We start from the raw sequence: 18,386 nt of genomic DNA on the forward strand, positions 1-18,386 counted from the left end.
CACAGCGTTTTTTATGCAGATGGCACGCAGGCTCGCGCAGCCTGATCCAGCGCATCATACGCCGTTACGATATGATAAAGCGAGCTACTTGGTATTTGTGAAGCCGCAGGTGCGCCCTGTGCATCCAGTTGGTCCACCCATGTGCCTGTGGGGCAACCTGTAAAATACCGATCCAGCAAATTACTGGCCATACGCGTGGCCCAACCGGCTTTATCCTGCGGATCATGACACAACGCGCCACGCAAAGCCTCGCCCTGCACCCATAGACGGAATGTTGGCTTAAGTATTTGCCCATCCCGTGCAACGGCATCGCGCACCAATGCAGTTTGGACATCTACACCATACTGATGTGCAAAATGGTAAAGGCACGCGGCTTGGGCTGCGGTATCCACCCCGCTTTGGCGCGCATAAGCCTGCAACAGCCACACCCACTCAAAATGATGCCCCGGCTCACACCACTGGCCTTCTGGCCCTGCCGCGGGTTGCCAGTCTGGCCCAAAATATTCGCCCAGCGTGCCGGTGCGTTCATCCATAAAGTGTTGGCTGAACAGCGCATATAATGCGTGCGCCTGCGCCAGATCTGCAGCATCGCCTGTGGTTTCATGCAGGGCCAGTACGGCTTCCAGCAGGTGCATATGGGGGTTTTGCTGCCGCCATGCATCATTGGCAGGCCGCGTGTTCATAAAGCCGCCATTGGGCAGAGCCATTGTCTGCCCCAGCCACACAAGCGTTTGCCGCGCCAGTTCTACCGCCTGGCCTGTGCGGTCCACACGGCCATACCATGCCAGAGCAAACAGTACGAAAGCGATATCGTACAAATCTGCACTGTCATCCAGCACAGCGCCATCACGCGCCAGCAGCTTAACCCATCTGCCATCTGGCCTATGGGCGTTGAGCAGAAACCTGAAAATACTTTCCGCCCGTTCTGCCGCTGGCTGCCAGCCTTTTAAGGCCGCCCATGAAAACACAAAAAGCTGCCGTGCCTGCACCCTTACGCGCTTGAACGGCGGCAAGGCTGGCGTGCCCTGTAAGGTCAGGCTCTCCTGCGCCCCCAAGGCCGCCGGGTTTGAGGCTGTGCCATCGCACCCCGTGCTGGCCCAGAAAGGCAAGGCATCCTCAAACAGCCAGCGCGCAAAGCGGTTGCGCACGGCAATAAGCGGCAGGTTTTCTGCGCCCGGCAGATCATGCAACGTCATGTATTGCGAATCCGCCCGATTGTGGACGTAGTGGAATGTCCCTGCTGCAAATTGGCCAGCACCAGCCTGCCCCCTGCGGCCTGCACAATATCCGCCCCCACAACCTGTTCTGGCCGATAATCTGCCCCTTTTACCAGCACATCTGGCATCAGGGCACGGATAAGCTCCAGCGGCGTATCTTCATCAAACGCCACAACGGCATCCACATAGCGGATGGCGGCCATAACAGCGGCGCGGGATTCCAGTGAATTTACAGGCCGTGTGTCACCTTTCAGGCGGCGTACGCTTGCATCTGTGTTCAGCGCCACCACCAGCCTGTCACACGCGCTTCGGGCTTCTGCCAGCAGGCTGATATGGCCGGGATGGATGATATCAAAACACCCGTTGGTAAAGCCGACACGCAGGCCACGCGCCTGCCAGCGGGCCACCTGCGCACAAGCGGCCCCTAAAGGCAGCAGGTGCGGCACTTCATCCGGGCCGGATTGCTCTTCCAGTTCGTGCAGAACTTCCTGAATATCCGCCGTGGCCGTGCCCAGCTTACCCACCACCACGCCAGCCGCCGCATTGGCCACACGCATGCCTTGCTCGAACGACAGCCCGGCACCAACAGCCAGCGCCATGGTGGCAATAACGGTATCTCCCGCGCCAGAAACATCAAACACTTCCCGCGCACGGGCGGGCACAGCCAGCACCTCGCCCCCACGCCGCACCAGCATCATGCCTTTTTCCGACCGGGTAGCCAGAATGGCCTGTGCATCGGCCTGAGCCATCACCTTGCTGGCAGCGGCCTCTACATGGGCTGCGGTATCCACCGGCATGTCGGAGGCTGCGGCCAGTTCCTTGGCATTGGGGGTAATGCAGGTAGCGCCTTTATAGCGCGTGTAATCAGTAGATTTGGGATCTACAAAAACAGGCACGCCAGCTTGCCGCGCCACGTGGAACAGATGCGCCAGCACAGCCGGAGCGCACACGCCCTTGCCGTAATCAGACACCACCACAGCCTGGCAGGCTCCGATATGTGCATCAATCTGGCGGCACAGGGCTTCCTGCTCTGGCTCTGCAATGGGGGCGTGGCTTTCTTCATCCACCCGCACCACTTGCTGATGCGCGGCAATAAAGCGTGTTTTGCAAATTGTGGGCCGGGTGGCACTTTGCACCGTAGCATCCACCAGCCGGTTTTTTTCTGCCAATGTGGTGCGCAGGCTGGCCCCGGCCTCGTCCTGCCCACTCAGCCCCACCAGAATGGCACGCCCCCCAAGCGAGATAATGTTGCTGGCCACATTCCCGGCCCCTCCGGGCATTTCGCGCCGGGAATCGAGCAACAACACAGGCACGGGTGCTTCGGGCGAGATGCGGTCCATGCTGCCGTATAAAAAACGGTCCAGCATGACATCACCTAGGCACAGCACGGTAATGGCAGAAAAATCCATGCCGTTCAGGCTCCAAAACTGGCAACAAAATCCAACAGCCCCGTGCGCCGACGGGTTTGCAGGCGTGCCGCCGTTAGCACCGCGCGGGCTTCTGTAATGGCGCGGTCCAGATCCGTATTAATAATCACGTGGTCAAATTCCCGCCAATGCGAGATTTCATCCCGCGCGGCGGCCATGCGGCGGGCAATTTCATCGGGGTGGTCTGATGCACGGCCACGCAGGCGGCGTTCCAGTTCCTCCAATGATGGCGGCAGCACAAACAGGCTCACCACATCATCGGGCAGTGCACGGCGAATTTGCTGGTGGCCCTGCCAGTCTATGTCAAACACCATATCGTGCCCGGCAGCCAAGGCGGCTTCCACCGGAGCGCGGGGCGTGCCGTACCCACGGCCAAACACGGTGGCCCATTCCAGCAACTCGCCATTTGCGGCCATGTGCTCAAAATCTTCCATGGTGCGGAAGTGGTAATGCACGCCTTCCTTTTCCCCCGGCCTTGGCTGGCGGGTGGTAACAGAAACCGAGTGCTTGAGCGCGGGCTCGGAAGCACGCAGTGCATTGGCAATGGTGGACTTACCCGCCCCGGATGGCGCAGAAATAACCAGGCACACACCGCGCCGCCGTTCTGCTCCGTTATGCTTACCCTGTGCGTTGTGCGCCATGCTGCCTTCCCTGCGTGTTCTATCTATCCGTCTTGCGCCTTCATGCCAGAAGCCGCCATGCTATGCCATAACCACCATAAGCAAAGGCCGATCTGTAATATGAAGCATGATACCGTTCTGATTACTGGCGCATCCTCCGGCCTTGGGCAAACATTGGCCCAAACGCTGGCCCGGCCCGGGCGCACCCTGTATCTGGGCGGGCGTCATGCTCAACGGCTGGAAGAAACAGCAAAAGCCTGCATTAGCCGGGGTGCAGCGGTGCATTTGCACCTTGGGGATGTGGCAGACCGTGCCGAAATGGATGCATGGGTCCGCAGCACAAACGGGCTGGATCTGGTTTTGGCCTGCGCAGGCATAACGGGCGGCACGCGCAAGCCGCAAACCCCCGATGGTGCGCCGTATGAACCCACAGCACAGATTTATCGTATTTTTGAAACAGACATGATGGGCGTGCTCAACACCGTGCTGCCTGCGCTGGATGTTATGCAGCATCAGCCGCGTGGGGCAGATGGCATGCGTGGGCGTATCTGCGCCATTTCTTCCGTTGCGGGGGTGGTGTCTTACCCCGGCACGCCCTCTTATTCCGCAGCCAAGGCGGCGGTGGACAGATTTATGGTGGCCACCGGGGGAGATGCCAAAAAGGCCGGTATCTTATTAAGCTCTGTTGTATGCGGGTTTTTAGATACCCCGATGGTGGCCAAAAACGCCTTTCCCATGCCGGGGCTCACAGATGTCAACAGCGCCTGCCGCCGTATTTTGCGTGGGCTAAGCCGGAACGAGCGGCGCATTATCTTTCCGCTATGGCTGGTTGCTGGCTCCCGCTTTATGGACCTGCTGCCCATCCGGCTGGCAGAGTTCTATTACAATAATCAGCCCTCTGGGGCCGCTGGGTCCATGCCCGAACCTGATCTTTCATGATACTGTAGCGCCAGCCCCACCATTCCCCACGCCGCAGGAACACGCCACCCATGATACAATCACCCCCTTCAGCCCCCCAGACCGGTGGCCTGATGGAGGATCTTTCCGCCGCATCTGTAAGGGATCCTGTTCCGGCAGCACTTAAAACCATGCCAACAGACCGGGTGTTCTGGAGCCACTTTTCCCCCAACCTTGGCCCCGGTGGCTGGGTCACGGGGGCGTTGCTTACGGGCATGGGGCTGGATTTTCGGACAGGGGTGGCTGCCATTATTATTGGCAACATCATAGGCGCGTTGCCCGTAGCCCTTGCCGCCGCCATTGGCCCCAAAACCGGGCTGACACAAATGGAGGCCTCTCGCCGCGCGTTGGGGCAAAAAGGTCTGCGTCCTCCGGCGTTTCTGAACTGGATTTATTGCGTAGGGTGGGATGCCGTAAATAACGTGCCCGCCGCCACGGCCCTTATGGCGCTGCTGCTTTTGGCTGGGCTTTCCATGCCCTTCTGGCTGGCTTTGGGCATACTGGCCAGTATTCAGATGGTGGCCTCCATTTACGGGCACCATGTGGTGCAGGCCTTGCAGAAATATCTGGGCACCGTGCTGCTGGTGGTGTTCACGCTTATTGGCATTGTGTTTGCGCTAAAAGGGCAAGCCCCGCTGGCCGCGCATCATGCTGTTAGTTTTTCCACCTTTTTGCTGGCAACGGGTGTGTTGGTCAGCTTCAATCTGTCCTGGGCCTCGTATTCATCAGATTACACGCGGTATCTGCCTGCCAATACCAGCCCTAAAAAGGTGGTGTTGCTGGCTTTGGCAGGGCTTTTGGGCTCGGCCATTCCGTTCCAGATTCTGGGGCTTATTTCTGCCGGGTCTGTGGCAGAGGCCTCACCCACGGCGGTTATTGCCTCGCTCCAGCAGGCTATGGGCCCACTTGGTGCCGTAGCCCTTGGGGCGATTGCGCTTTCATCCATCACCGGCAATTCGTTTAACGATAACACCGCCAGTTACAGCCTTATTTCTGCCGGGCTGCATGTGCCCCGCATTGCTGCGGCCATTCTTACAGCCAGCCTTGGCTATGTGCTGGCTGTGGCCGGTGCTGGCCGCTACACCACACTTTATACAGACTACCTGCTGGTAACCATGTACTGGATTGCCCCGTGGATCGGCATTGTGCTGGCAGACTGGTATTTTGGAGACCGCACGGTGCACCCCATTCCCCCGGGCTGGACACGCGGCGCCACCATTTTTGCCGTAACATCCGTGCTGACCATTGCGCTGTTTTCAACCAGCAGCCTGTATACCGGCCCCATAGCCCGTTGGCTGGGCGGGGCCGATATTGGGTATTACGTGGGCTTTTTTGCTGCGGCTTTCTGGTACGCGCTGGGCATGCCACGGCGCACCAGTTCATAAAGCCCCACAGCAGCGGCCACAGATACGTTCAGGCTTTCCATTTCTCCGGGCATGTAAAGCCCGGCAATTTCATCACAGCTTTCACGCGTTAAGCGGCGCAGGCCCTTGCCTTCTGCACCCAGCACAAGGGCTACGCGGCGGCCATCAAAACTGGCGCCATCTAACGTGGTGCCGCCTGCATCCAGCCCTACTGTCCAGCACCCACTTTTCTGCAACTGCTCGATCGCGCGGGAGAGGTTGACCTCACGCACCATGGGCACGGTTTCCAGCGCGCCAGATGCGGCCTTGGCCAGCACAGCGGTTTCCTCCGGCGCGTTACGGTCCTGCACCACAAGGCAGGCTGCCCCAAACGCTGCGGCTGAACGCAAAATGGCCCCGATGTTCCGTGGGTCAGTCACCTGATCCAGCACCAGCACCGGGCCGGGGCGTTCCAGCGCTTCATCCAGCGGCATGGGGGGCAGAACACGCGCCAGAAGGGCTACACCCTGATGCACCGCATCCGGCCCCAGCAAATCATCCAGCCGCTGGCGCTGCACCAGTTCCGGCGCCACGCGCACACCTCGGCCAGAGCGTGTGGCCTCTTCCAACGCGGGATGATTTTCTTCTGTTACCAGTAGGCGTTCATACACGCGGCGCGGATTATTAAGCGCTGCGGCCACTGCGTGCGTGCCAAACAGCCAGCATGTGCCTGCCGGAGCCGAAGGCGCGCCTTCCCGTCCACCAGCAGAAGAAACACGAGGGCGCCGCGCAGGACGGCCATGACGAGGTTGACGCATAAACACACAGTTCCGGGTTATTAAGGGTATAACAGATCAGGCCCTTCTAGCGCATTCCGCCTGCCTGCGCCTATCCCGCATATAAATGTGCACCGCCGCCATAACAGCGCCATACACAGCGTGCAGGAATGGACATTCCATCACGCCGGCTGTATCGGTCTGGAACACAACAGCATACAGCAACAGAACACGCAGGAGCGGGTTATGACCTCTGCCCCATCCGAAGGTGCCATTACACTGCACCGGAACGATCTTCCAGACAACGTGACCTTTACCGGGTCCGTAGCCGTGGATACGGAAACAATGGGCCTGAACCCGCACCGGGACAGACTGTGCCTTGTGCAGCTTTCTGCCGGTGATGGCACAGCACATCTGGTGCAGATCATCCCCACCTCCCTTGGTGGCAAAGGGTATGATTGCCCCAACCTCAAGCGTGTTCTGGCGGACCCCTCCATTACCAAAATCATGCATTTTGCACGGTTTGACGTAGCCATTCTGCAGCACGCGCTGGGCATTACCGTAAGCCCGGTGGTGTGCACCAAAATTGCCGCCCGCCTTGTGCGCACCTTTACAGACCGCCACGGCCTTGCTGCCCTGTGCCGCGATATGCTGGGTGTGGAACTGAGCAAACAGCAGCAGACATCAGACTGGGGTGCCAAGGAACTTAAGCCCGAACAGTTGGCTTATGCGGCATCGGACGTACTGTATCTGCACGCATTGTGGGATAAAATGTCCGCCCTGCTGGACCGTGAAGGCCGGCGTGAGCTGGCTCAGGCATGCTATGACTTCCTGCCCGCCCGTGCCCGGTTGGACCTGCTTGGGTATGAAGACCCGGATATTTTTTCTCACCGCGCGTAAGCACGCGCCCTCGCATCCCTTTTTCTGATCAACCGGATCGGCTTGGCATGAACATGTCCACCCATATCAGCTCGCAGGCTTCCTCTTCCCCCGGCGTAGAGGCGGCTGACGTTGTGCGCACGGAACGTGCAGGGCTGGATGCGCTGGCAGAAGCACTGGAAAACCCCGTAGGGTTGGGCGGTGCTTTTGCAGAGGCGATAGAAATTATTCTGGCGCTGCCGGGCCGTGTGGTTGTAACCGGCATTGGCAAATCCGGCCATATTGCCCGCAAGGTGCAGGCCACGCTGGCCAGTACCGGCACGCCCGCCATCTTTGTGCATCCGGCAGAAGCATCCCACGGTGATCTGGGGATGGTGCAGAAAGGGGATGCCGTTCTGGCTTTTTCCAATTCCGGGGAAACAACGGAACTGGGAGACATTGCCGCCCATGCCCGCCGCACGGGCCTGCCGCTGCTGGCTGTAACAAGCCGGGCCCATTCCACTTTGGCATCTGCGGCCACGGTGGCACTTACGCTGCCATCTCTGCCGGAATCCTGCCCGATGGGACTGGCCCCCACCACCAGCACCCTCACCCAGCTTGCGTTTGGTGATGCCCTGGCCGTGGCCCTGCTGCGCCAGCGCGGTTTTACCGCCACGGATTTTGGCACCTACCACCCCGGCGGCCGCCTTGGCGCGCGCCTGCGCACCGTGCGGGAGCTGATGCGCACAGATAACGCCATGCCACTGGCCACCCCTAACACCCCCATGCGGGACGTTATTGTGGAAATGACGCACAAGGCGCTAGGATGCGTGGCCATTCTGGGCGAGAATGGTACCTTGGCGGGGCTGATCACGGATGGTGACCTGCGCCGCGCGCTTGATCACGACCTGACGACCACGCTGGCGAAAGATGTCATGAACGATTCACCACTCACCATAGGGCCGGGTATTTTTGCTTCTGAAGCCCTGCGGCTGATGAACGAGCGTAAAAGGCCCATTACATCTCTGTTTGTGTTGGATGATGAGCGCAAACCCTTAGGCGTTGTGCATGTGCATGACCTCATCCGAGCCGGGGTTGGATGACCAGCCCGGAAGACAAACGCCCGCAACGGGCCGATTTTGCCCGCTCGGAAGAAACCATTCGCCGCCAGCGCGAACGGCTTGCGCCCTCCGCCCAGTTGCGCAAACTGCCGGATGCCGCCAAGCTGGCGCGCCGCCGCACCATGCTGCGCTGGGCCAAGTGGGTGCTACCCGCCACAGCCCTGCTGCTGCTGGCCACCATTGCCGTATGGCCAGAAGTGGACAGGCTGCTAAGCGCCAACCAGACCACCATCAAGGAACTGGCCAAGGTTAAGATTGAAAGCGGCAACCTGATAGGTGCCACGTATCGTGGGGTGGATGAACACAACCGCCCGTTCATGATTACGGCGGACAGCGCGCATCAGGTAAATGACAACCGTATGGACCTGATCCGCCCCAAGGCTGACCTACTGACACAAGGCGGAAGCTGGCTTTGGGTTGAATCGGAAAAAGGCGTTTACATGCAGCACGCACAGATTCTCGACCTGACCGGAGAAGTGACCCTGTACCGCGATGATGGCCTGATGATGCGCAGTCCCGTAGCCGATATTGATGTCAAACGTGGCATTATTGCCTCCGATTCATGGGTACGGGCAGAAGGGCCTTTTGGCTCGCTTGATGCCAAGGGCTACCTGCTAGCCCAGCATGAGGGCATTGCCCAGTTCCGCGGCCCCGGCCAGTTGATTCTGAATGATGACCGCCACAGTGATTCAGCCCCCAAAGGCAAGGCTTCTTAATATGCGCCGCCTTTTTTCCCGCTCCCGCCCTGCCCTGCGTGTTGCCTCTGCCGTTATGGCGGCACTGCCATGTGCCATGCTGGCCCTTTCTGGCACCGCGCTGGCGCAGGCCATTGATATGTCCCACGGAGGGCAGATTACCGTTACCGCCGCCGGTGGGTTTGACTGGGACCAGAACCAGAAAAAAGTTACCGCCTACGATCAGGCAAAAGCCATCCGTGGGGATGTTACGGTTACGGCAGATAAGCTGATTGCCTATTACCGCAAAAAAGCCCCTGTCCCCGGCGCGCCAGATGGCAATGCTCCGGCTGCGGCAGATGGTGCAAAACCGGCAAGCGTGCAGGCCCCGGCAGCCAACGGTACCACACCGGCCACACCTCCGGCCAGCACGGATCAGCCGCCACCAGCCCCGGCCACCAATGGCAGCGCAGATGCAGGCGGCCAGAAAGCCGCCGGGGGGGATGATCAGGATTCCGGCGCCAACGAAATTTTCCGGCTTGAAGCCATAGGCCACGTGCACATCTTCACCCAGACCGATCAGGCATGGGGTGATAAAGCCGTGTACGACATGGATCAGGCCGTGCTTGTCATGACCGGCAAGGCCATGAAGCTGACCACCCCGCAGGATGTGCTGACAGCGCGGGATTCGATGGAATATTACTCACAACAGCGTATTTCCATCGGGCGCGGCAATGCCACCGTCACCACCAATGATCAGCGCCAGATCCGGGCAGATGTGCTGGTGGGCTACAGCGCCCCGCCTGATCAGAACGCCCAGCCACAGCAGCAGGCCAGCAACACTAACAGCAACAGTTCAGATCCGCTTAGCAGTGGTTCGGGCAAGCTGGAAAAGGTAAACGCCTTTGGCCATGTGTGGGTGCACACGCAAACAGAAATCGTCACGGGGGAACGCGGGGTGTATGTGCCTGATACTGGCATTGCCCGCATTGTTGGCAATGTCCATATCACCCGTGGGCCAAACCAGATTCAGGGCGCTGCCGCCATTATCAACATGCACACAGGCATAGCCACCATGACAGAACGCCCCGGCAGCCGGGTAAGCGGGTTGGTTGTGCCTAATAACGGCGATACGTCGGACAGGAAATAAGCATGAATCAGGAAGTCACCTGGACGTCGGAAGAAACGGTTCGTGAAGAAGTGGTCGGCGTTGGGCCAGAACCTACGGATATTCATGCCCCACATCGCCCCGGCCACGGCCTGTACGCACGCGGCATTGGCAAAAGCTATAAAAAGCGTGAGGTGGTGAAAAACGTTTCCATCGAGGTGCATCGGGGGGAAGCGGTTGGCCTTCTGGGGCCAAACGGTGCGGGTAAAACCACCAGCTTTTATATGATTGTGGGCCTTGTGCAGCCCGATACCGGCTCCATCACACTGGATGGTGCGGATATTACGCAGTTACCCATGTATCGGCGCGCACGGCTTGGCATTGGTTACCTGCCGCAGGAAGCCAGTATTTTCCGTGGCCTGAATGTGGAACAGAACATTCTGGCTGCATTGGAAGTGGTGGAACCAGACCCCGACCAACGGCAGGTAATGCTGGATGGGCTGTTGAGCGAATTTGGTATCGGCCATCTGCGCCGCTCACCTTCCCTCGCCCTTTCAGGGGGTGAACGCCGCCGTCTGGAAATTGCTCGCGCACTGGCCAGCCAGCCTCATTACATTTTGCTGGACGAACCGCTGGCCGGGATTGACCCCATTGCCGTAGGGGAAATTCGTGATCTGGTATCTCACCTTAAAGATCGCGGCATTGGCGTGCTGATTACCGACCATAACGTGCGTGAAACGCTGGAAGTGATTGACCGCGCCTATATCATGCACAGTGGTCAGGTGCTGATGCAGGGTGTGCCAGAAGAAATTGTGGCCCATGAAGACGTGCGCCGCGTGTATCTGGGTGAAAGCTTCTCGCTCTAGGCTTGAGCCATCTACGCCAACAGGTTGGATGGCCCACAGTCTAATACGGTTACTGGCGCGCCCACCTCTATCATGCCGGGCTGTTCCACCACTGCGTTTTGCGCAAACATCACCCCTTTGGGCGTGCGGTGGAATGCTGCCAGCGTGGCCAGAGGCTCCTTGGGGTTGGGCACTTCTGCTGTGGTCTGATCTATGGTTGTCACCACGCAGCGTGAGCATGGGGCCAGAATACGCAAAATGGCCGCACCAACACGTATGCGCAGCCAGCCATCCTCGGCCCACGGTGTAGCCCCCTGCACCACAATATTGGGCCGAAACCGCGCCATAGGCACAGCCTGCTCTTCAGGCAAACGCGCGTTCAAATCTGCCAAAGATGCCATAGTGGCCACCAGCAGCGGGTATCCATCTGCAAAGGAAACCGGAACCTCGGCCGCATCCAAGTGGCGCAGGCGCGCTTGCTGGGGTGTATCCATCCACACCAACCTGCATGGTTGCGCCAAGGCCTTGGTGAGCCAGACAGCCGCGCCTTCTCCCGCATCCCGCGCCTGCACCGTGTCTTTCCATACAGTAACAGAGAGCGTGGGCGCGTTAGCACCGGGGAACCACACGGAACACGGGGGCATATTGGCCTTGCCCAGTTCCAACCCTTCCGGTGTGGGCACAGCGTTTATCAACGCCATATCCCGGCAGGTTCTTTGGGTGATAAACCGGCCTTGCGGGTCTGTAATCATCCACCGCCGATCTGCCTCCAGCCCCCACGGCCATAATCTGGCTTGGGTGGGAGAAAGCCCCCGTAACCCCTTAACAGGATAAACATGCACGCTGGCAACGCTTAGGCCTGTCATGCGGCATACTCCCGACTGATGGAGATTAATTTCTAACGGCGATGCCCCGCATGGCGCAGCACCAGTTTTGGTGGCGGGAACGAAACCGGCGCAGGCTGTACAAGAACAGGCTCAACAGGTGGCGGCGCAGGCGGAAGCACCATGGGCACCTTGATAAACCGGATGGCAACACGTGCTGCCGGATTGGGCCGTGGAGCTATTTTTTCATGCGCCAGATGCCAGACAAACGCACCATACAACAGCCCAAGCCCGGCCATGCAGCCCAGCTTAACACGCACCATCTGCCCACGTGGCATTTTAGGCATTTCAACCGGCGGAGCAGAGCGCAGCAGCATGGAAAATGTACTCTCCTGTCAGAAAAACATCGTTCTGGCAGACAGGCTGCCCCGTACCGTTTTTGGCTTTAGTGTTTATTGTTAGGCACGCCTGTTTGCCCACTGCAAGCCTGCTGAGCGCTTTTTACGCAGCCATGCAACCGAGAGGCCCAGCCCTGCATTATATTTGAAACAAAGGCATGGACACCAACCGCCACCCATGCCCAAATGTGAAAGAAGCGTTACAGACACTTCGCGTAACGTAACAAGGCTAGCCAGTTGAACCTGAAAAACCCGGTTCTGGTATGGCACCGGTGTTTATTCAGATCTGGAGATTCTGCCACTTAGCAGCAAGGAACGACGTTCTATGCATATTCAGGTTTCAGGTAAACAAATTGATCTGTCCGATGCACTCAAGCACAGAGTCAATTCCCACCTTGGCAACCTAGCGGAACGATATTTTGACAAAGCCCTGCAAGCACAGGTGACGTTTAGCAAGGCGCGTTCCTTCTTTACCTGCGATATCAATGTGCGCACAGGCAGCGGCCTTGTGTTGCGCGGTGAAGGCGAAGCCGCAGATGCCAATGGCGCATTTGATGATGCCGCTGAACATATTGCCAAACGCCTGCGCCGCTATAACCGCCGCGTCACATCCCATGCACGTGGTGCACAACGGCAGGCAGCCGCCCAAAGTGGCCGCACCTATGTGCTGCAACCTCTTAATGAAGATCCGCTACCCTCTGAAAACAGTGCAGAAAAAACCGTGCTGGCCACCCAGCCGGAAGGCACGGATACAGAAACCTTTGCCGCCATTATTGCCGAACAGCCCACGGATATTCCCGTGCTGAGCGTGGGTGAAGCCGTGATGCGGCTTGATCTGGCAGGCATTTCCTTCCTGCTGTTCCGCAACGCGGCCAATGAGCAGGTCAGCCTGGTTTACCGGCGCAATGACGGCAATATCGGGTGGATTGATACCAACCCACGCTAAGCCAGTAGCGTTATGCGCATAAAAAAAGGATCGGCTCTGGCCGATCCTTTTTCTCTGTCTGGCATGGCTGAATGGCCCTTACGCCGCTGCTGTTACTGCAAGCTGGCGGGGATCATATCATTCTGCACAATAGCGCCCCATGCGGTTTCCAGATCTTCCACCACGGCCAGCAAAGACCCGTCAGCCGCGTAAATGGCGCAACCAATTTCATCATCTTCCATCAGCGCCGGGCGCGTATAGGCAACCTCCCGCAGCCCAAGGGAGCGGAACTGGCTTTCTGAAAGCTGGCGAACATTTGCTGGGCGTTCAGCCGCATGCGGCATAACGGGGGCGCTACCGTTGTAGATGGAACTTTTCATGGCGTCCTCCTTATTGGGTCAGCTTTCATCCACGTCCATCACTGGGCGCAGCATGCGCGATGAGCGGGCTTTCAGCACGCTGCCGTTACTGGCAGCAGGCGCGCGGCCATTTTTTTGCCCACCCTGCACAATTTCAATGCGTTTTACACGCACCTCCGGCTGGGGGCGAAACAGGTCTATATGCAACAGACCGTTATCCAGCCACGCCCCGCCAATTTCTATCCCTTCCGCCAGCACAAAGGCTTTCTGAAACTGGCGGGAGGCAATGCCCCGGTGCAGAAAAACGCGTTCTTCTCCGTCTTCCATCTGCCGGCCACGAATAACAAGCTGATTATCTTCCTGCGTAATCTGCAAGTCATCCATTTTAAAGCCTGCTACGGCCAAAGTGATCCGCAGGCCGTTGGGGGCAATCTGCTCAATGTTATAGGGCGGATATCCATCGCCCGACCCCTTGCTGGCGCGTTCGAGCATCTGCTCAAGATGATCAAACCCTAAAAACATGGGTGAGCCAAACAGTCTTCCAGACATCCAAGCCTCCTCCTTCCTTGAGCGAGACAGAAAAATCAGACCCGTTACGGCATCTGATCTTATCACGATATGGGATAGGCCCGCTGACACGCAACCCCGCCCCCATGCCTGTATTCGGCCATATGGGGGTATTGGACAACACACTGTGGCGCACAGGCAACAGGTTTTAAGGCCAGAGGCAGATTTTCCCTGTGTTTTTCTCTGGCATCAGGCGCGGCGGAACGCTACATCCCGCAGTATGACACACGCAGCCAATACAGACATCTCTTTTTCTGCTGCATCGGATGGCGCAGCACCCCTTCAGATCCTTACGCCGCCGCACCCCGTGCTGCGCCAGAAGGCGCGGCTGGTGAAGCCGGAAGACGTGGCAGAAATTCGCAAAATTCTGCCCAACATGTTCTCGGCCATGTATCAGGCCCCCGGCATTGGGCTTGCGGCACCGCAGGTGGGCCTGAGCCAGCGCTTTATTCTGGTCGATCTGGGAGAAAAAGACGCGCGGGACCCGATTGTCATGATCAACCCCGAAGTGATTGCGGAAACGGAAGACATGGCCGTGCGGGAGGAAGGCTGCCTCTCCCTGCCCAACCAGTATGCGGAAGTGGTGCGCCCGGAAAAGATTCGCGTGCGCTGGAACAACGTGAATGGTGATGTGGTGGAGCGCGAAGCCGAGGGCCTGCTGGCCACCTGCATCCAGCACGAAATAGATCATCTGGAAGGCGTGCTGTTTGTGGACCACCTTTCCGCCCTGCGCCGCAACATGATCCTGCGCCGGCTGGCCAAGGAACTAAAGCGTAAATAAGCCTGAGGGGCCGCCAACCATGCGTCTTGTCTTTATGGGCACGCCGGACTTTTCCGTTCCGGCGCTGCGTGCGCTCCATGCTGCGGGGCACGAAATTGTGGCTGTGTACTGTCAGCCCCCGCGCCCTGCTGGACGCGGCAAAAAGCTTCAGGCTTCCCCCGTACAACAGGCGGCGGAAGAACTGGGGCTGGTGGTACGCCACCCGCTCTCGCTCCGTAAAAATGAGCCCGAATGGGCGGATTTTGCAGCCCTACAGGCCGATGCCGCCATTGTGGCCGCCTATGGGCTTATTCTGCCCCAAGCCATGCTGGATGCCCCACGCCTTGGTTGCCTGAACATTCATGCCAGCCTGCTGCCACGCTGGCGCGGTGCCTCCCCCATCCAGAGCGCCATTCTGGCCGGAGATACGCAAAGCGGCGTCACCATCATGCAGATGGAAGCCGGGCTGGATACAGGCCCCATGCTGCTGCGTGAAGCCGTGCCCATTACCGCCACCACAACGGCCACCAGCCTGCATGATGCCCTCAGCGCATTGGGGGCAGATATGGTGCTGCGTGTACTGGCCGATATGCCCACACCCACTCCGCAGCCGGAAGAAGGCGTCACCTACGCTCCGCGTCTGACGCGTGAAGATGGACGCATAGACTGGACCAAAACCGCCACGGAAATAGACCTCCAGATTCGCGCGCTCACCCCGTGGCCCGGCACATTTACTAACCTGCCCGATGGCACGGTGTTGAAAATTGGCGCGGCCACTCCACTGCCCGATATCCAACACACCGCCCAACCCGGCACAGCACTGGATGATGGCCTCACCATTGCCTGTGACAGCGGTGCTGTACGGCTGACACGCCTGCAAAAGCCGGGCCGCGGCATGATGGATGCCGATGCCTTTTTGCGTGGCCAGCCATTGGCCGCTGGCACACTTTTAGGGGCCGAGCAGCAAAACCCCGCATGATGGAAGAAGAACTCGTCCCCGTTCAGCGTTGGGCCGTAAAACTGGAATACGATGGCACCGGCCTTGTGGGCTGGCAGCGCCAGAAATCCGGCCTTTCCGTGCAGTCTCTATTGGAAGAGGCAGCTGCACGGCTGGCCAATAACCGCCCCGTAAGCAGCATTACCGCCGGGCGCACGGATTCCGGCGTGCATGCGCTGGCACAGGTGGCGCATCTGGATTTTCCGGCTGATGTGCGTTTCTCCCGCCATTCCGTGCGGGAGGGTCTGAGCTATCACCTCAAGCCCCATAACGTGGTGGTGCTGGATGCTGCCCAGGTAGATACAGACTGGAGCGCGCGTTTTTCAGCCATATGGCGCTCATACCAGTATCGTATTCTCAACCGCCGCTCGCGCCCTACCTTGCTGGCCGGGCAGGTGTGGCACGTTAAAAGCACGCTAGACGTGGAAAAAATGCAGGAAGCGGCCAATATTCTGGTGGGCTCGCATGATTTCACATCTTTCCGCGCCGTGGCCTGCCAGGCCCATAGCCCTATGCGCACGCTGGATCAGCTAGAAATTTCCCGCCACGGGGATGAGGTGATTGTTTTTGCCAAGGCCCGTTCCTTTTTGCACCATCAGGTGCGGAACATGGTGGGTACGCTTAAACTTGTGGGAATTGGGGCGTGGCAGCCAGAACGCGTTGCAGAAGCTCTGGAAGCCCGTAACCGCTGCGCCGCTGGCCCTACCGCCCCGCCAGAGGGGCTTTACCTGAACGGCGTGGGGTATGATCCAGACCCGTTTGACTAAAACGGGTCTGGCACAAAACTTTCTTCAGGAATTGTTCATCACAATCATGGGCTGAAGCAGATCAGTCAGCACCTTGTAATGGGGCGGCAGCAGTGCGGCCAAACCATACAGCGCCAGCGTGGCCAGCAGCACAGAGGCATACAGCACAAAGGCACGCCCACCGCTAATGCCCAAGCCCACGCGGGCCACAAACCATTGCAGCCAGAGTTCATATACAGCAGCCGTCATCACCAATGCGGCCATAAAGCCCGGCTGTTGTGCAATGGCGGGAAACAGCAGAGCAGCCAGCAACGTGGCGGCCAGAGAAATCAGCACCACCACCCAGTTGCACCATGTAGCTGCCGTAATATAGCGCAGCCACAGCGCCCCACGGCCCCAACGCTGAGCGTAAAAGTGAGATACAACAGCAGGCAGCAAGGTGACGCACAAGGAAAGCAGAACCTTGATAAGCGCCATGATCTTGTCGGTCTGGAGGAAGACCTGCATCAGCCCGACCACCAGAAACGCCAACTGCGGCGCAAGTGCTGCGCCAAAGGCATCCAGCGTGCCATCAAAACACGCTATGCCATCGCGGCGCCCGCTGGCCAGCAGCAACATGCCCTGCAATGTGCGCCGGATCACACCCGGCTTGCTGGTATCGGGAATCATGCCTGCGCTCCTTCCAGAAAAGTCTGATAGATCCGTGTCAGCATTTCCAGATCCGCAACATCCGTGTGTTCATCAACTTTATGAATACTCGCGCCCACCAGCCCGAATTCGGAAACCGCACAATACCGGCTGATAAAGCGGGCATCCGATGTACCACCCCCGGTATCCAGCTTGGGCGTGCGGCCCGTAACCTGCTTGATGGCCTCTACAAGGGCCGTGGTTTCCTGCGTGGGGGACGTAAGGAAAGATTCGCCACTTATCTTGATCTCCACGCGTGAACGCGGGGCATGCTGGCGGCAAACGGTTTCTACCCAACCCTTCAGTGCGGCGCCTGTGTGCAGATCATTAAACCGAATGTTCAGCCGGGCTTCGGCCCGTGCGGGAATAACATTGGTAGCCCCATTGCCTACATCCACACTGGTAACCTGAAGGCTAGAGGGTTCAAAATACTCGGTACCGTTATCCAGCGGTGTGGCGCGCAACGCTTCCAGCACCGCCAGCAGGCGATGCACCGGGTTATCTGCTCGGTGGGGATAGGCCACATGCCCCTGCGTGCCTTCCACCACAATATGCGCGTTTAAGCTGCCACGGCGGCCAACCTTCACCATCTCGCCCAAAACCTTGGGGTTGGTGGGTTCACCTACCAAACAGTAATCCGGGATCTGATTGTGCTGCGCCATCCATTCCAGCACCTTTACCGTGCCATAGGTGGCGGGGCCTTCTTCATCCCCCGTGATCAGAAAACTGATGGAGCCTTTGCCCGGCCCAGCCGCTACATGCCGCGCTACGGCAGACACAAAAGCCGCAATGCCGCCCTTCATGTCACACGCGCCACGGCCATACAGCACGCCATCCACAATATCCGCCGCATAAGGGGGGTGAGACCAATCGGCCTCGTTCCCCGGCGGCACCACATCGGTATGACCAGCGTAACAGATATGGGGGCTGCCCGTGCCCAGACGGGCAAAGAAATTGGGCGTGCGCTCCGCACCCTCGCCAAACGGAAGGTGCGTGACCTCAAACCCCAGACGCTCCAGCATGGCTGCAAGCAGATGCTGCGATGCCCCGGGATCTGGCGAGACAGAAGGCAGACGGATAAGCGCCTGCGCCACTCCAACCGGATCTGTCAGTGCCAGATTGGCCGGAATACTCACCTGCGCTGCGTCCGCCATGCTTTTCTGCCTCTTTTTTCGCT

At 58.9% G+C, this 18,386-nt stretch carries 21 protein-coding genes; 11 read left to right on the forward strand and 10 right to left on the reverse strand.

What is annotated here, in order from left to right:
• Positions 1–11 precede the first annotated feature (11 nt).
• From FCN51_RS15950 to gmk, 3 genes are read right to left on the reverse strand one after another with little or no spacing between them, the layout of a single operon-like run.
• Positions 12–1,196 carry an AGE family epimerase/isomerase gene (locus tag FCN51_RS15950; RefSeq protein WP_160256333.1) on the reverse strand — a complete coding sequence of 395 codons (1,185 nt, stop codon included), beginning with the start codon at positions 1,194–1,196 and terminating at the stop codon, positions 12–14.
• Positions 1,193–2,626: a D-glycero-beta-D-manno-heptose-7-phosphate kinase gene (rfaE1, locus tag FCN51_RS15955; RefSeq protein ID WP_160256334.1), complete on the reverse strand. Its 1,434-nt coding sequence runs from the start codon at positions 2,624–2,626 to the stop codon at positions 1,193–1,195. Before rfaE1 ends, FCN51_RS15950 begins: the two co-directional genes overlap by 4 nt.
• Before the next feature lie 5 nt (positions 2,627–2,631).
• On the reverse strand, positions 2,632–3,285 hold the full coding sequence (gmk, locus tag FCN51_RS15960; protein WP_160256335.1) for a guanylate kinase: 654 nt from the start codon (positions 3,283–3,285) through the stop codon (positions 2,632–2,634).
• Between the two features lie 99 nt (positions 3,286–3,384).
• Between gmk and FCN51_RS15965 the strand changes: the two genes are divergently transcribed.
• Both FCN51_RS15965 and FCN51_RS15970 read left to right on the forward strand, forming a co-directional pair.
• Positions 3,385–4,203 (forward strand): SDR family NAD(P)-dependent oxidoreductase, encoded by an 819-nt coding sequence (locus FCN51_RS15965; protein WP_201762592.1) that lies wholly within the window; start codon positions 3,385–3,387, stop codon positions 4,201–4,203.
• Between the two features lie 50 nt (positions 4,204–4,253).
• Positions 4,254–5,606, forward strand: a complete 1,353-nt coding sequence (locus FCN51_RS15970) for a purine-cytosine permease family protein (protein WP_160256337.1) — start codon at positions 4,254–4,256, stop codon at positions 5,604–5,606.
• Here FCN51_RS15970 and rlmB read toward each other — a convergent pair.
• Complete coding sequence (rlmB, locus tag FCN51_RS15975) at positions 5,540–6,382, reverse strand: 23S rRNA (guanosine(2251)-2'-O)-methyltransferase RlmB (RefSeq protein ID WP_042788716.1); 843 nt, start codon at positions 6,380–6,382, stop codon at positions 5,540–5,542. The genes FCN51_RS15970 and rlmB overlap by 67 nt on opposite strands.
• Before the next feature lie 204 nt (positions 6,383–6,586).
• On the opposite strand from rlmB, the gene FCN51_RS15980 reads away from it, so the two are divergent.
• Genes FCN51_RS15980 through lptB form a run of 5 tightly spaced genes read left to right on the forward strand, consistent with a single transcriptional unit; the run spans position 6,587 to position 10,967 of the window.
• Entirely contained in the window at positions 6,587–7,240 is a 654-nt protein-coding gene (locus FCN51_RS15980; protein WP_012812633.1) for a ribonuclease D, read from the forward strand.
• A 47-nt stretch (positions 7,241–7,287) separates the two neighbouring features.
• Positions 7,288–8,301 (forward strand): KpsF/GutQ family sugar-phosphate isomerase, encoded by a 1,014-nt coding sequence (locus FCN51_RS15985; RefSeq protein WP_004448855.1) that lies wholly within the window; start codon positions 7,288–7,290, stop codon positions 8,299–8,301.
• Positions 8,298–9,035, forward strand: coding sequence for an LPS export ABC transporter periplasmic protein LptC (gene lptC / locus FCN51_RS15990; RefSeq protein WP_160256338.1), 738 nt, complete (start codon positions 8,298–8,300; stop codon positions 9,033–9,035). Before FCN51_RS15985 ends, lptC begins: the two co-directional genes overlap by 4 nt.
• Before the next feature lies 1 nt (position 9,036).
• Positions 9,037–10,143 (forward strand): LptA/OstA family protein, encoded by a 1,107-nt coding sequence (locus tag FCN51_RS15995; RefSeq protein ID WP_160256339.1) that lies wholly within the window; start codon positions 9,037–9,039, stop codon positions 10,141–10,143.
• 2 nt (positions 10,144–10,145) lie between these two features.
• The gene (gene lptB, locus FCN51_RS16000; protein ID WP_003629116.1) at positions 10,146–10,967 is read left to right on the forward strand and encodes an LPS export ABC transporter ATP-binding protein; all 822 of its coding nucleotides are present in this window, start codon (positions 10,146–10,148) and stop codon (positions 10,965–10,967) included.
• Positions 10,968–10,978: 11 nt separating this feature from the next.
• Here lptB and FCN51_RS16005 read toward each other — a convergent pair whose 3' ends face one another.
• Together FCN51_RS16005 and FCN51_RS16010 are read right to left on the reverse strand one after the other, a co-directional pair.
• A complete protein-coding gene (locus FCN51_RS16005; protein WP_160256340.1) occupies positions 10,979–11,812 on the reverse strand; it encodes an MOSC domain-containing protein in 834 nt (277 codons plus the stop codon).
• A 32-nt stretch (positions 11,813–11,844) separates the two neighbouring features.
• The gene (locus FCN51_RS16010; protein WP_050819407.1) at positions 11,845–12,147 is read right to left on the reverse strand and encodes a hypothetical protein; all 303 of its coding nucleotides are present in this window, start codon (positions 12,145–12,147) and stop codon (positions 11,845–11,847) included.
• 346 nt (positions 12,148–12,493) lie between these two features.
• On the opposite strand from FCN51_RS16010, the gene hpf reads away from it, so the two are divergent.
• Positions 12,494–13,114: a ribosome hibernation-promoting factor, HPF/YfiA family gene (hpf, locus tag FCN51_RS16015; RefSeq protein WP_160256341.1), complete on the forward strand. Its 621-nt coding sequence runs from the start codon at positions 12,494–12,496 to the stop codon at positions 13,112–13,114.
• A gap of 92 nt (positions 13,115–13,206) precedes the next feature.
• On the opposite strand, the gene FCN51_RS16020 is transcribed toward hpf, so the two are convergent.
• Positions 13,207–13,473 (reverse strand): hypothetical protein, encoded by a 267-nt coding sequence (locus FCN51_RS16020; RefSeq protein WP_003622604.1) that lies wholly within the window; start codon positions 13,471–13,473, stop codon positions 13,207–13,209.
• An 18-nt stretch (positions 13,474–13,491) separates the two neighbouring features.
• Positions 13,492–14,001, reverse strand: a complete 510-nt coding sequence (locus tag FCN51_RS16025) for an Hsp20 family protein (protein ID WP_160256342.1) — start codon at positions 13,999–14,001, stop codon at positions 13,492–13,494.
• Between the two features lie 238 nt (positions 14,002–14,239).
• Here FCN51_RS16025 and def point away from each other — a divergent pair, with 238 nt between their 5' ends.
• The 3 genes from def to truA are packed head-to-tail and all read left to right on the forward strand — an operon-like array spanning position 14,240 to position 16,543.
• Entirely contained in the window at positions 14,240–14,800 is a 561-nt protein-coding gene (gene def, locus FCN51_RS16030) for a peptide deformylase (protein WP_012812631.1), read from the forward strand.
• 19 nt (positions 14,801–14,819) lie between these two features.
• The gene (gene fmt, locus FCN51_RS16035; protein WP_160256343.1) at positions 14,820–15,758 is read left to right on the forward strand and encodes a methionyl-tRNA formyltransferase; all 939 of its coding nucleotides are present in this window, start codon (positions 14,820–14,822) and stop codon (positions 15,756–15,758) included.
• Complete coding sequence (truA, locus tag FCN51_RS16040; protein WP_160256344.1) at positions 15,755–16,543, forward strand: tRNA pseudouridine(38-40) synthase TruA; 789 nt, start codon at positions 15,755–15,757, stop codon at positions 16,541–16,543. The genes fmt and truA overlap by 4 nt, the downstream gene beginning before the upstream one ends.
• A 24-nt stretch (positions 16,544–16,567) precedes the next feature.
• On the opposite strand, the gene FCN51_RS16045 is transcribed toward truA, so the two are convergent.
• Both FCN51_RS16045 and dapE read right to left on the reverse strand, forming a co-directional pair.
• Positions 16,568–17,191 (reverse strand): hypothetical protein, encoded by a 624-nt coding sequence (locus tag FCN51_RS16045; RefSeq protein WP_003622590.1) that lies wholly within the window; start codon positions 17,189–17,191, stop codon positions 16,568–16,570.
• Positions 17,188–18,363 (reverse strand): succinyl-diaminopimelate desuccinylase, encoded by a 1,176-nt coding sequence (dapE, locus tag FCN51_RS16050; RefSeq protein ID WP_003629108.1) that lies wholly within the window; start codon positions 18,361–18,363, stop codon positions 17,188–17,190. Before dapE ends, FCN51_RS16045 begins: the two co-directional genes overlap by 4 nt.
• Positions 18,364–18,386 lie beyond the last annotated feature (23 nt).

Source organism: Acetobacter pasteurianus (assembly GCF_009914215.2).
GTDB classification, from domain to species: Bacteria; Pseudomonadota; Alphaproteobacteria; order Acetobacterales; family Acetobacteraceae; genus Acetobacter; species Acetobacter pasteurianus.

Bases quoted from the DNA above. Each gene is read 5' to 3' on its own strand.
- FCN51_RS15950 (WP_160256333.1), bottom strand. From the start codon at position 1,196: ATGACGTTGCATGATCTGCCGGGCGCAGAAAACCTGCCGCTTATTGCC.
- rfaE1 (WP_160256334.1), bottom strand. From the start codon at position 2,626: ATGGATTTTTCTGCCATTACCGTGCTGTGCCTAGGTGATGTCATGCTG.
- gmk (WP_160256335.1), bottom strand. From the start codon at position 3,285: ATGGCGCACAACGCACAGGGTAAGCATAACGGAGCAGAACGGCGGCGC.
- FCN51_RS15965 (WP_201762592.1), top strand. From the start codon at position 3,385: ATGAAGCATGATACCGTTCTGATTACTGGCGCATCCTCCGGCCTTGGG.
- FCN51_RS15970 (WP_160256337.1), top strand. From the start codon at position 4,254: ATGATACAATCACCCCCTTCAGCCCCCCAGACCGGTGGCCTGATGGAG.
- rlmB (WP_042788716.1), bottom strand. From the start codon at position 6,382: ATGCGTCAACCTCGTCATGGCCGTCCTGCGCGGCGCCCTCGTGTTTCT.
- FCN51_RS15980 (WP_012812633.1), top strand. From the start codon at position 6,587: ATGACCTCTGCCCCATCCGAAGGTGCCATTACACTGCACCGGAACGAT.
- FCN51_RS15985 (WP_004448855.1), top strand. From the start codon at position 7,288: ATGAACATGTCCACCCATATCAGCTCGCAGGCTTCCTCTTCCCCCGGC.
- lptC (WP_160256338.1), top strand. From the start codon at position 8,298: ATGACCAGCCCGGAAGACAAACGCCCGCAACGGGCCGATTTTGCCCGC.
- FCN51_RS15995 (WP_160256339.1), top strand. From the start codon at position 9,037: ATGCGCCGCCTTTTTTCCCGCTCCCGCCCTGCCCTGCGTGTTGCCTCT.
- lptB (WP_003629116.1), top strand. From the start codon at position 10,146: ATGAATCAGGAAGTCACCTGGACGTCGGAAGAAACGGTTCGTGAAGAA.
- FCN51_RS16005 (WP_160256340.1), bottom strand. From the start codon at position 11,812: ATGACAGGCCTAAGCGTTGCCAGCGTGCATGTTTATCCTGTTAAGGGG.
- FCN51_RS16010 (WP_050819407.1), bottom strand. From the start codon at position 12,147: ATGCTGCTGCGCTCTGCTCCGCCGGTTGAAATGCCTAAAATGCCACGT.
- hpf (WP_160256341.1), top strand. From the start codon at position 12,494: ATGCATATTCAGGTTTCAGGTAAACAAATTGATCTGTCCGATGCACTC.
- FCN51_RS16020 (WP_003622604.1), bottom strand. From the start codon at position 13,473: ATGAAAAGTTCCATCTACAACGGTAGCGCCCCCGTTATGCCGCATGCG.
- FCN51_RS16025 (WP_160256342.1), bottom strand. From the start codon at position 14,001: ATGTCTGGAAGACTGTTTGGCTCACCCATGTTTTTAGGGTTTGATCAT.
- def (WP_012812631.1), top strand. From the start codon at position 14,240: ATGACACACGCAGCCAATACAGACATCTCTTTTTCTGCTGCATCGGAT.
- fmt (WP_160256343.1), top strand. From the start codon at position 14,820: ATGCGTCTTGTCTTTATGGGCACGCCGGACTTTTCCGTTCCGGCGCTG.
- truA (WP_160256344.1), top strand. From the start codon at position 15,755: ATGATGGAAGAAGAACTCGTCCCCGTTCAGCGTTGGGCCGTAAAACTG.
- FCN51_RS16045 (WP_003622590.1), bottom strand. From the start codon at position 17,191: ATGATTCCCGATACCAGCAAGCCGGGTGTGATCCGGCGCACATTGCAG.
- dapE (WP_003629108.1), bottom strand. From the start codon at position 18,363: ATGGCGGACGCAGCGCAGGTGAGTATTCCGGCCAATCTGGCACTGACA.